This is a genomic window from Brochothrix campestris, from assembly GCF_046058945.1.
Taxonomy (GTDB): domain Bacteria; phylum Bacillota; class Bacilli; order Lactobacillales; family Listeriaceae; genus Brochothrix; species Brochothrix campestris.
This window is the reverse complement of sequence record NZ_CP175511.1, coordinates 1,437,468-1,453,045: the sequence shown is the minus strand read 5'-3', so window position 1 is coordinate 1,453,045 and position 15,578 is coordinate 1,437,468. Positions and strand designations below refer to the sequence as shown.

Here is a 15,578-nt window from a genome sequence, read left to right as displayed (position 1 = left end):
GTCAAGAGGGACTTGAGGTTATTATTTGTCGTACACAGACGTTCGCGATAGGTACCCTCTTATTTTTTACGCAACGCAAGCACTAAAAACAGCATGCTAAAGGTCGCCAATCCGATTGATGTGACAATCACTGTTAGCAGTTGCTGTTCAAAATAAGCATCTGCTGTTTGCATCATTTTCGGGCTGAAAAAGATTGCAACAGCGCATAAAAAGGATAGGGTGAGGCATGTTTTTTTCATTTGTCACCTCCTATGTCTGTCATCAGATTACCAAAAGTCATCACAATTGACTATTGAACCTCTCATGACTGAAGTCACGAGATTCTTAGGAACAGAGCATACTTGCAAGTGTATTTCTTTACTCACAGAGGTTTCTCTTATTTACTAAGCTACTCCCGCAGTCCCTGCGGTTCTATATTTTATCTAAGCTAACACTTGTAATCTTAGACCTTCGGTCAATATGTTTTTACTCGCATTGATATCTCTATCATGATTAGAATTACACTTACTACAAGTCCATTCACGAATGTGTAAGCCTTTTTTTTCATCATTATTTCCACATTCAGAACAAATTTGACTTGATGGAAACCATTTATCAATCTTAACTATTTCTTTTCCATACCAGTCAGATTTGTATTGTAATTTAGATACAAACTCAGACCAAGACACATCAGAAATACTTTTAGATAATTTGTGACTTTTCAACATACCTTTAACATTTAAGTTTTCAATACAAATAATATCGTGGTTATTGATAATATCTGTACTCAACTTATTGAGAAAATCAGTACGTTGATTCATTACTTTTTCATGAAGTCTTGCGACTTTACATTTTTGTTTTTGATAGTTACTGGCTTCAAATAGTTGAATACCATTCTTCTTAGCCATTAATGCACGTCTTGATAACTTACGCTGTTCACGTTTGAGTTTCTTATCCATTTTAGAGGTAAACCTATTATTATTAATTTTTTGTCCATCCGAAAGGATAGCAAAATCAGTAATACCTAGATCAATACCTATTGAAGAATTTACTTTAGGTAGTTCATAGATTTCTTCTTCACATAGCAATGAAACAAAGTATTTACCACTTGGTCTACGTGAAATAGTAGCATTGATAATACGTCCTCTAAGCACTTTACTTTGTGAAAACTTAATGAGTCCCAATTTAGGCAACTTCAATTTCTTATTAACAATAGCAATATTATTATTTGTAAATTGAGTAGTATAGCTTTGAACTGGGTTCTTTTTACTCTTGAATTTAGGTCTAGCATTTTGCTTCTTAAAGAAACGAGAATAAGAATCTGCCAAATGCTTTAAAGAGGATTGAATAGCAATGCTATCCACTTCTTTCAACCATACTGTTTCTTCTTCTTTTTTCATCTTAGGAAGCATCGCAGAACAAGCGTTATATGTTAAACCTTTTCCAGTTTGAGTATATGTTTCATTCCATAAGCCCAGAAAATGATTATAGATGAAACGAGAGCAACCAATTGTTTTAGCAATAAGTATCTCTTGTTCTACATTGGGATAGATTCTAAACTTGTAGGCTTTGTGGCGTAGCATTGCATTCACCTCATTTCTTTTTTTGACGTTGAATATATAGTTTAATCTGTTCTTCTGTATTTTCAATAACTGTGGCTACGAAGTAGCTAGGATTCCATAAGTGACCGCCCCATAATTGTGTTTTCAAGTCAGGATGTTTCTTAAATAGAAAACGAGCAGAGACGCCTTTCAAAGCTTTGACAATATTTGGGATGTAATGTTGTGGTCTACATTCAATTAGTAAATGAATATGGTCTTTATCTGACTCCATTTCTGTGATTGAAAACTCATTATCATATGCAATTTGTAACAAAATATGTTTCAAATCATCTTCTACTTTTCCACAGAGTATAGATCGTCGATATTTAACGCACCATACAAGATGGTACTGTATAGCATAGACATAACCACGTCCATAATGTACTTCTGACATAGGTTAATCACCTCATGAAAATTATAACCTATGTACAGATAGAGATGCTGTTAAAACAATATTTACATATTAGAATATAATAATATATGTCGGTTGATTGACACAGTAAAATACTGTGCCTCAACCGAAGCCGATTCATCTACACGACTAAAGTCGCGAGTGTTCTCCGCTAGTTAATAAAATAGCCCACCTATGTCTCTGGTTGACACGAGTGGGCGCATTCATTATTTCTTAAGTTTCAATCGTTTTTGATACGTCCGTTCTGTCATCGGCATGAATTTACCCGCAAAGGCATATTTATCACGATTTTTAATATAGAGCCACCCGAACACTGAGAAGACGAACGCGCCGACAAAGTTGACGAGTAGGTCCTTCATTGTATCGATAAGGCCTATATCTAAATATCCACCAGCAATGACTGTCTGGCTTAAGTTGTTCATATCGGTCCCTGAATAGATTTGGGTGTACTGAATATTATCAACCACCACGGGAATGTTTTGGCCATTCGGTTCTAAGGTGACGGTTGCAATCGACTGGACGATGCGATCCTTTTGCATATCCATTGCCATAAAAGTATCGACACCGTATTCGAAAAACTCCCAAAGCACGCCGATTGTCATCGAAAAACAAAAGGCTACGAGGGCAACAGACAGTGGTGATAAATTGATTTTAACGCTGTCGTGCCGGTTTAAAATATCGACAAGTGAGAAGCCAATCGCGGCACATAAAAAGCCATTAAGTGTATGCAACATCGTGTCCCAATGGGTAAATGTGCCATAAAAATTATGAATTTCACCAAGTATTTCAGACGAAAAAATAAACAATAAGATGACAATTTGCATCGCCTTTGGTATATGTATTTTTAATTGACGTTCAACAATGGTCGGTAGCGTAAACAGCATTAGCGTTAAGGCACAGAGAAAAACATTATGCCAATTACCGATAAAGATTTGTCGAATCAAGGTCACGGTCACTAAAATGTTCAAAATGAGCGGTATTGTCAACGCATGATGCGTGACTCTTTTAAAGCGAGTTTGTTTCAAAATATCATCTCCTTAGTCTTATCCCAACTTTCAGTATAACATTTTTGCGTACTGGAAAGCAGTTGTTTTCTGAAAATAAAAGTTGGAATGATAGTTCTTTCATTTTCTTACACTTTCATCCTTAACTATTTATAAAGTAAGAAAAACGGTAATTCCTTTGACAAATGACAATAGAAAAAGTTATGGTGAAAATGGAGGTGGGTGTATGTCAATCGCATGGGCATCGACACAGGTTTACACTACACTAATGACTATCTCTGCTGGTTGCGGGTTACTGCTCATTGTACAAGTGATGCAACAATTGGCAGCGGGTACGTTACGAAATCTTGAGGGCTGGTCTTTGGCGTTTTTTGTACCAGGCCTACTCTTAGTTATTACTGGTCTACACATGACGTTAACATGGCCGTTAGCAAAGATTGGTTATGCTTATGCTGCTATTATTTTCGGCGAGCCGTCACTCGTATTTGGCATACTGCTGTTAGTGCTCAGTTGGCATTTGTGGCGCACACGATTACTGCGACCAACGACTTACAAAATTGCTCTCATTGCAAAAATGCTACCGCAGCGTTTGTTTATTGTCAGTCTGGGCGGTGTGTTACTTGCCATCGCAGTTGCTGGGGTCACATACCGCTTATTTGCCGCGTCTGCAGCAGAACCGTTGATGAGTCTCTTTGCTAACTACTCTTGGATTGAATCTTGGTTCATCTCGTTGCTTTATGCCGGTATCAGCGTGTTTGCCTTGCTGTTGCCAATTTGTCTCAATGAGCAATTAGAGGGTCAGTTAACCACACAGGTCATCAAGTTAGCCAAGGTAATTGGCGTTATCATTGTTTTATTTGGCATCATGAATTATTTCACACACATTGGGTCAATCGTTCATACACAGTAGACCCCTTGCCCAGGTGGTCGACACAGCACTCAGCTCTACCGTAAGACCAACAATCAGGTTAATACGATATTGAGGGGGGAATTTTGTGGAAACAGGACGTAGCTTTAAATGGTTAGTGGTAGTAACGTTGTTCATTTCATTAGTGATGGCACCATTCAGTGCACCGGTCAAAGCCGAGACGCGTGAAGAGCCAGCGACGAGTGAACAGCAGCCAACGAGTAATGATGAGGTGATTGAGGAAGAAGCGGCGCCCGAAAGCGTGGGTGAAGAGCCAGCACAGCCTCATGAACCAGTCATCGAAGCGAGTGAATCTGAGCCAGCGCCAGTGGATATCATTGAAGAGCCCGAGGTAACGGAGTCAACCATAGAAGCAAGTGTTGCAAATGAACAACCACAGGTCAGTCAACCAGACCAAGCAGTGAAACAAACGAGTGCAGAAGCGGTCGGTAAAATTACCGTGCAATATAAAGAGAGTGGCAGTGGCAAAGTGTTAGAGGCGGACAAAGTCATTGCTGATGAGAATGCTAAAATCGGCGATCCATTTTCAGTAACCGCCGCTGCAATTGCCAACTATCTAGCCAAAGAGGTTGAAGTCGATGGCGTGAAACAAGACGGTTTGGCAGTAACAGGAAAATATACAGCGACAGCACAGACGATTGTTTATTATTATGTCGCTAACCAAACAGCCATTTTCGTAAAGGATATCACCTTGCATACCGGTGATAAATGGGAGGCAGCTGACAGTTTTGTCTCTGCTATTAATGAAGAAGGCAACGCATTAACGCTTGCCGATTTAACAGTCACTGGCTATGTGTCGACCGATAAAGCCGGCAGCTATAAAGTGACCTATCACTATGGTGGCATTGAAGCAATTGCAACCATTACCGTTGTTCAAAGTCAGGCATTAATCGATGCTAAAAACAGCGTCCTTTATATTGGAGATAAATGGGAACCGGCCGATAATTTTATTGGTGCAACCGATAAGGATGGCAAAGTGATTCCATTCGAACAAATCTCAATTGAAGGCACTGTTGATACGACGAAAGCGGGAGAATATAGCATAAAATATATCACAGCTGATAATGTGAGCATTACAATTACTGTTACTGTCAAAGCTGATGAATCTGTCTTTGAATTAAAAGACAGCACGCTCTACTTGGGCGATAAGTGGCAGGCAGAGGATAACTTTGTGAAGGCGTTTGATAAGGATGGTAAAGAGATTGCCTTCGCAAGCATTAAAGTTGAAGGAACCGTCGATACAGCCAAAGAAGGAAGCTACCAAGTAACCTACACGGCGCCTGACGGTCAAACGGCAACGATTACGGTCACAGTGGTCGTTAACCAAGCCACGCTCGTTGTCAAAGATAGTAGCCTTTACGTGGGTGATAAGTGGGAAGCAGCTGATAACTTTGTGTCGGCTACCGATAAAGATGGCAATGTAATTGCTTTTGAAAAAGTGACGGTGACAGGTGAAGTTGACCTCACCAAAGAAGGGCTCTACAAAGTAACCTACGCGACAGCAACTGGTGAAACAGCGATTGCATCCATCACTGTCATTGCTAACAAAGCTAGTATCGAAGCAAATAATAGCATCGTCTATGTCGGCGATAAATGGCAGGCAGAAGATAATTTTGTATCGGCAACGAATAAAGAGGGTGAAGCAATTACGTGGCCACATATATCAGTGCAAGGGACAGTCGACACGACCAAGGTTGGTGACTACCCAATCACGTATATTACACCTGATGGCATTAAGTTGACGATTATTGTCACTGTCAAAGTCGATGCGTTTAAATTTGAGGTAAAAGACAGTGTTATTTATACGGGTGATGTGTGGTTGCCGGTAGATAACATTGTAACTGCCCTCGATAAAGAGGGTGAAGTCATTCCGATGACAGACATTAAAGTAGATGGGACGGTTAACTCACTTGAAAAAGGGGTATATACGGTTACGTATACGATTGGTGAATTGAGCGAAACAGCTACAATTACCGTTAAAAAGAACCGGTCGTCATTGAATGTGCAAAATACCTTCTTATTTGTCGGTGATGAGTGGGATTTAGCTGATAACTTTGTATCAGCTACCGCTAAAGACGGCAGTGTCTTAACGTTGGATCAAATCGATGTGGAAGGCAGTGTCGACACGACGAAGATCGGCTCAAATAAACTGATCTTCACCTCGCCAGCGGGCTTAACTCGGACGGTGTTTGTGACCGTGTTTGCCAGCGGTGAAGTGAATCTAGCATCATTAGAGGCACACGATAGCACGCTTGTTGTTGGTGATGAATGGCAGGCTATGGATAACTTTGATTACGCGACTGACAGCGAGGGCAAAGCAATTGCCTTTGCAGACATTAACGTAAGTGGGGCAGTGGATTCAGCGGTAGTCGGTGCGTATCCAATCACATATGAGAGCCCAACCGGACTGCAAAAAACAATTACTGTCACTGTGATAGAAGAAGCGGGCGAATCAGAGCCACAACCAGAGCCAGGACCAACACCGACACCACCGAAAGGACCAAATGGCGGCCAGAACAAGCCGAGCGATAGCAAGAAGAAATTACCGAAAACAGGTGATGCAGCATCAACTGCGCCACTTGCAATGGGGATGTTTGCGACAGCACTGGCATTGTATGTAGTGTCACGTCGGAAAAAAAGTTAAGCACCACAGTAAACAACCAGTAAGATAAGGTAACTATAGCGACACGCTCGAACCAGTCACTTAGCCGTGGCTGGTTTTTTTCTGCAGAGGCTTCTTTTTTTTGTCAAATCCACGTCGTTCTAAGGAAAAAACATAAAAGACAGTTTGATCAAGCAGATGTTATTCTTACGTTAAGTTGTTAAGAGGACGACAAACCTTTTTAATAACCAACAAAAAATAAGAGGAAGAAGGCGTAATGAATGAAAAAAGGTTTACAAGCATGTGCAGCCGCAGTTTTAGTAGGAACAATGGTAGTTGGAGCAGGAACATCAGTTTTTGCCTACGAAGGGCAAGATGTTGTTGGTGAGAACGCCGCATCGATTCAAACAAAAGGATTACTCGGTAACAGTGATAACACGGATCCAGGTGAAACGTTACCAGAGGGAAGCGATAAGTGGATTAATGTTACCCTACCGACTGCCGTAGTTTTCAACTCTGATGAAACAACTGACAACAAAACAATCACGTCACCTTCGAACTACCAAGTAATGAACAACTCAGGTCGTGGCGTTAAAGTATCACTCACATCATTTGATACAACTTCAGGCCATGAAGCGTTAACTAAATTAACTTTAGCACCAGCGGGTAACGGTCAACAAATTCCAGCAGTTGATTTAATTGGGGGAGAAGAACCAACCAACGTGACATTAGCTGACTTAGCAGCTGCACAAGGTGATACAAAAGATTACTTCAACTTCAAATTCACTGGTGATGTTGATACGTCACTCTTACCGACAATTGATGCCGAGCAACAAAGTCAAAAAGTCGAGTATAACATGGTCTTGAAATTCCAGTCGCTTGATTTAAACGGTAACACAGTGCCGCAGTCATAGGCCGACAAAGCAGAGAAAGGAGCTAAGCCATGAAAATTTGGAAACGAGTGCTGCTTTTATTACTCGTAGGCTATGCTTTCTCACCGATATGTTCAGTCGCGGCGAGTCAAACATCGGCCAATCAAACGGTGCAAATTAGTGGCGTGATTGGCTCACCAGCTAAAGCGCCCCCACAGCTTGCTGGTCATCAGGGAACGCCACAAAAAACCGATGAGTTGACCGTGCATACGACCATCAAACCAACCGGCACACTTCCAAAAACCGGGCTTGTTTACTCATTATATGTCTTTCTCAGTGGCTTCATTGTTGTAGCAAGCGCACTTGTGTGGTTGGTAGTGAAAGAACGACAAACATTTGGTGAAACACAGTGTTAAAGCCATGCGTTAATTAGACTCATACAACGTGTAAGTCCATAGCACACACCTATGGGCTTACATCCTTTTGATTATAACGAAGACAAACAAAACAATGAATGAAACCACTAAAGAAGGAGCTAATAATGACTGAACTAATCGATGAACAGGTACGCAACCGTAAAAAACGATTGAAAATAGTGAGCATTATCGGACTTGTTTTACTAATCGCCGTGAGCATTACAATGTATCAATTATTAAAGGATGCCGACAATGTCGAAATAATTGCCGGTGATTTTTTACCCGCTAATAAAGATGCTACGAAAGCGCAAAAAAAGGCCGCAGCCTCGGCAAAGGTTGATGCATCGAATTTCACCTTAAGCATTTACCCCGAAGCGGTTTATTCTGAAGGATCGGCGAAAGCAGGTTCGTTACAAATCCGCAACGATGCCAGCAATGCCTATCCCATCAATGTGAAAATTCGCCTCGATGCGAGTGGATTAGTCGTTTATGAGTCTGGAGCGATTCAGCCGGGCTATGAAGTGAAAAACGTACCGCTCGATGAGAAAGTAACGAAAGGTGAATACGAGGCGACAGCCGAAGTCGATATTTTCGACCCGAAAACGAAGGAAAAGCAGGGAAGTGCCCAAGCAGGTGTCAGTTTGAGTATTAAAAAATAAGCAGAGGGAGGGAATTCAATGAAAAAGTGGCCGATTGTGACACTAGCTGTTCTTATTATTAACAGTAGCTTACCGCTTTTAGCTGTCGAAACTGCAACAGCTCGTTCAATCGCAACGAATGGGACAACCGAGGCGGTCAGTTCCTTAGTTACAGATTTATCAGCAATCGAAGAAACAACCACAAAACGACTTGAAAGTGATATGGCATCTAGCAATCGACCAGATTCGCAGCAGCTTGCTGATACGACCGAAACAGCATCGTCGCTTGACAGTACGACTGAGTCTAGTACTAGCAGTGAAACAACCACTGCGAGTGAGTCGAGTGAAAACGAGGCAACACGACCGCAAACCGTTTCTGCTAAACCGGACATAAATGCAGCTGAAACGAATGAAGAAGCACCATTCGTTGCTAGAACAATACCGACAGCTGAAAAAAACCCAAAGGAGGGGTCATATGCTAATGGCAATTGGGGCGGATACGGTAGTGGTGGTACGAGGTTCACTTACTACTTTGATACAAGGGAACTCGTTATCGATGCCGGTTATGTTCCGAGCATGCATCCTCAAGCAGTGCCATGGTTGGGTCACCATGATGTTAAAAAAATCACCTTTAACGGACCGTTGACGTATGATAAAACGAGTATTTTAAATCGTTTACTAACAGGTTTTTTTAAGGATTTGCAAGATGTCACTACAATTAATGGGCTACAGTACTTTGATATGTCAAATGTGACAGCGATGAATGAAATGTTCAAAAACTGCTATCATCTCAAAAAATTAGATTTATCCTCATGGGATACGCAAAATGTTAGCTTTTTTAATGATATGTTCAACGGTTGCTTGGAGCTAGCGGACCTTCAAATTGCCAACTTTGATATTTCATTAGGGAGTCAATTTCAAAACATGTTCAATCACTGTGACCTGTTGACTGATCTTGACATCTCAAACTGGAAGGGTGTTTTTCCGAAGACGATTTTTGTTGATAAGATGTTTTCGAGTCTCAAAAATTTAAACAGTATTAGCCTTCCGAGTGGCGAGCAATTGGAAATCAATGCCGATTTACCGTTTATTGCTCCGAATGAAGTATACACGGGTAAATATTCGAGTACTGCTAAGCCAACTTTAGTCTATTCAAGAACTCAGTTGTTAGGAAGTCACACGCGCGAGGCCGGTGTGTATGTTGCTAATAAACAATTATATGGTGTGAGAGTCACTTATACGGATGAAAATGACCATAGTATTCGTTCGAGTCAAACAATACTCGGTTATTATCACGATCCGTATGACGCAACAACACCTGAGTATCAGTTAACGCTACCGGGCTATACGTTGGTGGGTATTCCTAAGAACACGACAGGGATACTTGATAATAGTGTCAAATCAGTCGATTATATTTATCGCAAATTCGTTACACCTGTGGTCGAAACAAACGACAGTGTGATGTATGCAGGACAAACGTATGATGCCAAGGTTAACTTCGTTAAAGGCACCGATCATCTCGGTAACGCATTAGCATGGAATAACCCGGGGCTCACCGTGGGCGGCGATACCGTTGATACACAAACACCAGGTGTCTATCATAAAACCCTGACCTATAAATTTGAGAAGGCTGAAACGGTCACGTCATCTTATACCGTCACCGTTAAAGCCGATCAAACAGCAGCCAACTTACAAGACGTTAAACTGTATGTCGATGATAAATTCGATGCCAATGCTCCACTAAAAAAAGTGGTCGATCAAGATGGTCAAGCGATTAACGCACAAGACGTCTATAAATATTTTATTGATGGTGTTGAAACAAAAAAATTAAACACCAATAAACCGGGGGAACATACTGTGCGTGTTCAATTAAAAAAAGCGAATGGTGCGATTATCGATAGTGCGAAACCAGATGCGGTTGTGCGTGTCCACGAAGATAAAACGAGCATCGTAGCAAAAAAAGTAACGTTATATGTGGGAGATAACTATGATCCAGCCGATGGTTTTGTGAGTGCCACCAATGCCGATGGTGAATCGCTCCCATTTAGTAGTGAGATGAGTTGGGTTGCTAATAACGCAATGATTGATACATCTGTTGCAGGTGATTATGTTGTTATTTATGGTTTACCTAATCACAATGGAGATATCGTTAAAACAATAACTGAAGTCATTGTTAAAGACCCAGCCGATGAGATTGATGTGACGATTCCGACGGCGATGTTGTTTGCTAACACCGAAAATAATGGTGTCGCTAAGCAAATCGAATCACGTGACTATCAAATTACAAATAATTCCTTCGAAAAAGGCGTCAATGTCGAACTCGCCGCCTTCAACTTCGAAGAAACGAACGGACTTAGCTTCTTGAAAACTGATGACGAAGACCCGATGGCAGAGAGTAACAGCCTGCGGTTGAATTTAAAGGCTGAAGGTAGCGCGGTCATTCAATCCTTAAATGAAACAACTAAGAACGTTTCGATTGGAACAATCAAGCCGGAAGAAACACTCACAATTGCATTTGACGGCGACTATTTTGGTTCAACCCAAGAAGGCGTCAAAACAACCATCAGCCAAGAAATGGTACTGAAATTCAATTTGATTAGAGAATAAAAGTGAAATCAGCGCGTTCAATTTCGAAGATATTGGAAGTGAAAAGGTCATCGACTATTTTCCGTCGATACTTTTCCACTGAAATATCACAGAAATTAGCTGATTGAACTGGAAAAATAAAAGTGAAATCAACCTGCTGGAACTGTATAAGTCAGACCTACTAAAGCCATGTTTTGCATCTCTTTTAGAGTCACACATTAGCTGTGGCTTTTTTTGCGGGCAAGCACTTTTATTTTAGTTAATTAACAACCATGAGCGCGAAAAAATGAAAAAGATATCGACAAGAAGACATGTTAAATTAAACTTAAGTTATTAATAAGTGTCACATCAACTTTTAATAATCATTCAATAGAACAAATGGGGTGATTAACGCATACGATCGATTTCGATGACAGCAATTAAAGAGTAAACACACTAAGTTTGCGTTTTAGCAGTCGTCCTAGTTAAGCAAACGGTGTAAAACAACAGATGATAACCTAGTTAAGGCACTGTCTCACAACATCATAATGAAACGGACATCAAAAGATGACTAAAAAAGGAGAATAGCAGAATGAAAAAGTGGACAATTGTGACACTAATAACACTTATAATCAACCTCAGTTTACCACTGTTTTCTGTTATGACGACCATAACAGAAGCGGCAGAAAGGACAACAATAAATGATACGGAGACAACCGTGAGCCCATTTGTGACTGAAGTCAATCAAACGGAGGCAACGTCTGCCACTATGATTGAAGAAAGTCAAAGGGCAGCGTCAGCCCCCGATACAACTACGAGTGACCCAACGATAACAGAAAACGCACCGAGTGAGAGTCGCACCAGTGAATCAACTCAGGCGCTAAACGAGCCAACCGAAACGTTAGAAACAATAACTGAACCTAGTAGTGAAGCTTCAACCTCGACTGAGGTGAAAACAGAAGTCGGCGAGGATGGCAAAACGAGGAGTTACACGGAAGGCTATTGGGGTTACACAACCTACCGTTATTATATCGAGACGCAAGAGATCGAAGTCTTTGGTGGAAGTGTTCTTTATATCTTTGCCAACCAAACGCCTTGGTTCAAACATAAAGATGTTAAAAAAATCACGATTAGAGGCCCAATCCATTATGATACATCGTATGACAAAAACTTGTATTTAAATGACTTATTTGCAGGTTTAACGCAGCTAACTGCGATTGAGGGACTCGAATACATCGATATGTCGAGCGTGAAAAGCATGAAAGGCATGTTTAGCACGTGTCGTAAGTTAACAGAGCTGGATCTATCATCGTGGGACACACATTCAGTGCAAGATTTTTCGTACATGTTCAATGGGTGTGAACGATTAAAATCAATGGATTTATCAACCTTCAATACATCGAAGGCGACCGATTTCTCGTATATGTTTTTTGCAGATACCGCTATTGAAAGTCTTAATTTAGCCAACTTTGACATCTCTAAGGCGACCGCATTTATAGGTATGTTTGAGAGATGTCGCAAACTTGATACAGTCGATTGTTCTAATTGGCAGGGGGTACGTGCAGATAATGCGAATACGATCGATATCTTCAAAGAGAATGATCGCCTTGACAGCATTCAACTTCCGGCCGGTAGTCAATCAAGTTTTAAGGCTGAGATACCTCTCCAGGCGGATGTTATCACATATAATGGCAAGTGGGTAAATGGTGATAACATCACAGAAATTTATAGTCGAGAAGAGCTGTTAGGTCAAACAGATCGAACAGCGGGGCATTACTACCGAATGAAAAATGCTTATGAAGCTAAAGTGAAGTACGTTGATGAAAACCACCAACCAATCAGTGAAGAAAAAACAATTCGAGGTAGTTTGAGTGCGAATTACGATGTATCGACACCTGAATACCAATTAGATATACCAGGCTACACCTTTGAAGGCGTACCCGAGAATGCAACGGGTCACTTTACGATTTTCACCAAACCAATTATTTATCGTTATGCGGCCTTTATAACACCCGTAATTGAAACAACAGACAGTAGCTTGTATCAAGGCCAAGCGTTTGACGCAACCGCTAACTTTATAAAGGGTACAGATCACCTCGGGCAACCGCTAACACTTGATAATCCGGCCCTCACCTTAGGTGGCGATACGGTCGATCCAAATACCCCAGGCGAATACCACCAAACATTAACATACGAATTTAAAAATGCTGAAACAGTCGTATCAGAGTACACAGTAACTGTATTGCCAGATCAAACAACAGCTGCGTTACAAGATGTTCGCTTATTTATCGGTGATACCTTTGATGCCAATGCCCCCTTTAAACAGGTCGTTGATAAAGATGGTAAGGCGATTTTAGCTGATAAAGTCGACCATTATTTTATTGACGACATCGAAAGTCGTACAATCGATACGAGTAAAACTGGTGAGCATACCGTTCGCATTCAATTGCAAAAAGCCAATGGTGATATTTTAGAGAGCGACAAACCGGATGCAGTTGTTAGAGTCAAAAATGATGAGACTGCCATTGAGGCACAATCGATTGATGTGTATCTCGGAGAAGAATATAATCCTGCTGCCGGTTTTATTAGTGCAACGAATGCAGACGGCGAAACACTCTCATATACGAGTGATATGAGTTGGACAGAAAATGGCAAGCCGATTGATACGACCGTCGCTGGGAGCTATCAAGTCACCTATGGTATTCGTGATCATAACGGTAAGATGGTCGAATGTCATACCGAAGTGACGGTGAAAGATCCCGTTGCCGATATCAACGTGACGATTCCGACCGCGATGTTGTTTGCTAATACTGAAAATGAAGGACTTGCAAAAACAATCGCGTCAAATCCTTACCACATTATCAATAACTCACCAAAAATAGCTATTAATGTGGCAGTGAGTGCCTTTGATGCGGTCGAAACGAATGGATTGACCCTGTTAGGGGCAGACGAACCAGACCCGCAGGTTGAGAGCAATAGCCTCAGACTTGCTTTGAAAGCGGATGGGACAGAAGTTATTTCATCACTGACAGAGGCGACCACCAATGTTTCGATTGCCACCCTTAACCCGACTGACCAGCTGACATTAACCTTTGGTGGTAACTACTTCGGTTCTGCGAAACAAGGTGTAAAAACCGAAATAAAGGATAAAATGATATTGAAATTTAATGTGATGAGAGATTAAAAGTGAAATCAGCTTACCAAAGAATGTATCAAGCAAAAGCCTTCCTCAGCTAGAGGGGGGCTTTTGCTCGTTTAAGAAGAACAACAAGAAGGGGGGGAATCAATGCCCTATGTCGAAAGAGCTTGTCACAGTATCAGAATGACTCAAAGAAGAAAAAAACAATACAGTCCGGTAATGAAACAGAACATCAACAAGGTGTTTGATCGAACGGGGATGAAATGGAACCTTGTAAATGCCAACGACAACGCTAAAGTGATGGAAGTGATTCAGCGTCAAGACGGACGCGCAACGAGCTATTTGCAACATGCAAATTACGACAATCAACGCATTATGACATGCTTTTCGATGAAAATCGCCCATGATGTCGCGATTGTTTATGCGGATGAACCGTATATTATGGCAGTGATGAGCAAAAATTAGGTCGGTTACGAAAAAAGAGCAGTCGTATCACGCGACGTTTATAAAATATTGAAATAAGCTTGTTTGCGATATAAATCACACGTGAGTTATGGTATATTAGCAGTAATGTACCAAGGAGGATTTTAGATGGATAATAAGATGTTTCCGTATACTGCGTTACTCGCTTCAGCATTAATTTATATTTCAATGATTGTTTCATTCTTAAATGAGAAAAGAGGATTGGGGTTTCCGGTTTGGATACAAATCTTTTTGCTCGTGGCTTTCATTGCGGCCATCATGGATAGCTATGAACGTAAAAACAAACCGTTTATGGTGTTGTTTGCCTTGTCGTTTAGCCTCATTGTGATGAGCATCTTTATGCATTAAAGCGAATAAAAGCAACATATTAGAAAAAAAGGCAGTGACGCCAACGCGTCGCTGCCTTTTTAGTCTGATTTTTTTGTCCAGAGTAGTAATAAATACACACATAAAAAGAATAACAGTGCAATAAAGTTTACGAGTAAGCCAGGAACAGCAAAGCCGAAACTAAAAAAATGATTGTACAGTAAAAAAGCGCCGGTAAGAATACTACCGATCAATGTGATTTTAACCATGACTCAACCTGCTTTCTAAAAGAGATAACTATCATTAATATAACATATTCAGAGAGAATAAATAAATATCAGTTATGATAACGTTTTGAAAGGGAGTGAAGGTCTCAAAAAAAGTATCTGAAATGTCATATTTTGAAAAACATTGAAATAGTTGAGATAATCGTAAAAAATAGTATGGAAATATTGTGAAAAGTGCAGTGAAAGTTATCCTGTAAGAAAAGAAAATTGTGAAAGAGAAATAGCGTCATATAAAGATTTTCAGCAAAAGAACAACAAAAAAAAGAAACTTAGTCCGTCGATTATCTTTCATAAATGCAAGGCAACTCGATGTGATACACCTATTTGCACGATAATAAGTGCAATT

The 15,578-nt window shown here is 40.7% G+C and carries 14 protein-coding genes; 9 read left to right on the top strand and 5 right to left on the bottom strand.

From position 1 onward, the window contains the following. Positions 1-59 precede the first annotated feature (59 nt). The 4 genes from ACJYYY_RS07100 to ACJYYY_RS07085 form a co-directional block, all read right to left on the bottom strand. The gene (locus ACJYYY_RS07100) at positions 60-239 is read right to left on the bottom strand and encodes a hypothetical protein (protein ID WP_408868765.1); all 180 of its coding nucleotides are present in this window, start codon (positions 237-239) and stop codon (positions 60-62) included. A 183-nt stretch (positions 240-422) separates the two neighbouring features. Further along, a complete protein-coding gene (gene tnpB / locus ACJYYY_RS07095) occupies positions 423-1,562 on the bottom strand; it encodes an IS200/IS605 family element RNA-guided endonuclease TnpB (protein ID WP_408868764.1) in 1,140 nt (379 codons plus the stop codon). Between the two features lie 10 nt (positions 1,563-1,572). Beyond that, complete coding sequence (tnpA, locus tag ACJYYY_RS07090) at positions 1,573-1,974, bottom strand: IS200/IS605 family transposase (RefSeq protein WP_408868763.1); 402 nt, start codon at positions 1,972-1,974, stop codon at positions 1,573-1,575. A 224-nt stretch (positions 1,975-2,198) separates the two neighbouring features. After that, positions 2,199-3,017, bottom strand: coding sequence for a hypothetical protein (locus ACJYYY_RS07085; RefSeq protein WP_156921180.1), 819 nt, complete (start codon positions 3,015-3,017; stop codon positions 2,199-2,201). A 205-nt stretch (positions 3,018-3,222) separates the two neighbouring features. On the opposite strand from ACJYYY_RS07085, the gene ACJYYY_RS07080 reads away from it, so the two are divergent. The 9 genes from ACJYYY_RS07080 (at position 3,223) to ACJYYY_RS07040 (ending at position 14,987) form a co-directional block, all read left to right on the top strand. Further along, entirely contained in the window at positions 3,223-3,906 is a 684-nt protein-coding gene (locus ACJYYY_RS07080) for a DUF981 family protein (protein ID WP_408868762.1), read from the top strand. Positions 3,907-3,991: 85 nt separating this feature from the next. Then, on the top strand, positions 3,992-6,568 hold the full coding sequence (locus ACJYYY_RS07075; RefSeq protein WP_051456940.1) for a bacterial Ig-like domain-containing protein: 2,577 nt from the start codon (positions 3,992-3,994) through the stop codon (positions 6,566-6,568). 239 nt (positions 6,569-6,807) lie between these two features. Further along, positions 6,808-7,440 (top strand): hypothetical protein, encoded by a 633-nt coding sequence (locus ACJYYY_RS07070; RefSeq protein WP_051456941.1) that lies wholly within the window; start codon positions 6,808-6,810, stop codon positions 7,438-7,440. 29 nt (positions 7,441-7,469) lie between these two features. Beyond that, the gene (locus ACJYYY_RS07065) at positions 7,470-7,814 is read left to right on the top strand and encodes a hypothetical protein (RefSeq protein ID WP_035314682.1); all 345 of its coding nucleotides are present in this window, start codon (positions 7,470-7,472) and stop codon (positions 7,812-7,814) included. Positions 7,815-7,939: 125 nt separating this feature from the next. Beyond that, positions 7,940-8,473, top strand: coding sequence for a hypothetical protein (locus ACJYYY_RS07060; RefSeq protein ID WP_035314684.1), 534 nt, complete (start codon positions 7,940-7,942; stop codon positions 8,471-8,473). 18 nt (positions 8,474-8,491) lie between these two features. After that, positions 8,492-11,059 (top strand): bacterial Ig-like domain-containing protein, encoded by a 2,568-nt coding sequence (locus tag ACJYYY_RS07055; protein WP_408868761.1) that lies wholly within the window; start codon positions 8,492-8,494, stop codon positions 11,057-11,059. Positions 11,060-11,609: 550 nt separating this feature from the next. Beyond that, complete coding sequence (locus tag ACJYYY_RS07050) at positions 11,610-14,201, top strand: BspA family leucine-rich repeat surface protein (protein WP_035314690.1); 2,592 nt, start codon at positions 11,610-11,612, stop codon at positions 14,199-14,201. Between the two features lie 102 nt (positions 14,202-14,303). After that, positions 14,304-14,621: a hypothetical protein gene (locus ACJYYY_RS07045; protein ID WP_035314692.1), complete on the top strand. Its 318-nt coding sequence runs from the start codon at positions 14,304-14,306 to the stop codon at positions 14,619-14,621. Positions 14,622-14,747: 126 nt separating this feature from the next. Then, positions 14,748-14,987, top strand: a complete 240-nt coding sequence (locus tag ACJYYY_RS07040) for a hypothetical protein (RefSeq protein WP_035314694.1) — start codon at positions 14,748-14,750, stop codon at positions 14,985-14,987. Positions 14,988-15,046: 59 nt separating this feature from the next. Here ACJYYY_RS07040 and ACJYYY_RS07035 read toward each other — a convergent pair whose 3' ends face one another. Then, positions 15,047-15,214 (bottom strand): hypothetical protein, encoded by a 168-nt coding sequence (locus ACJYYY_RS07035; RefSeq protein ID WP_408868760.1) that lies wholly within the window; start codon positions 15,212-15,214, stop codon positions 15,047-15,049. Between the last annotated feature and the right edge of the window lie 364 nt (positions 15,215-15,578).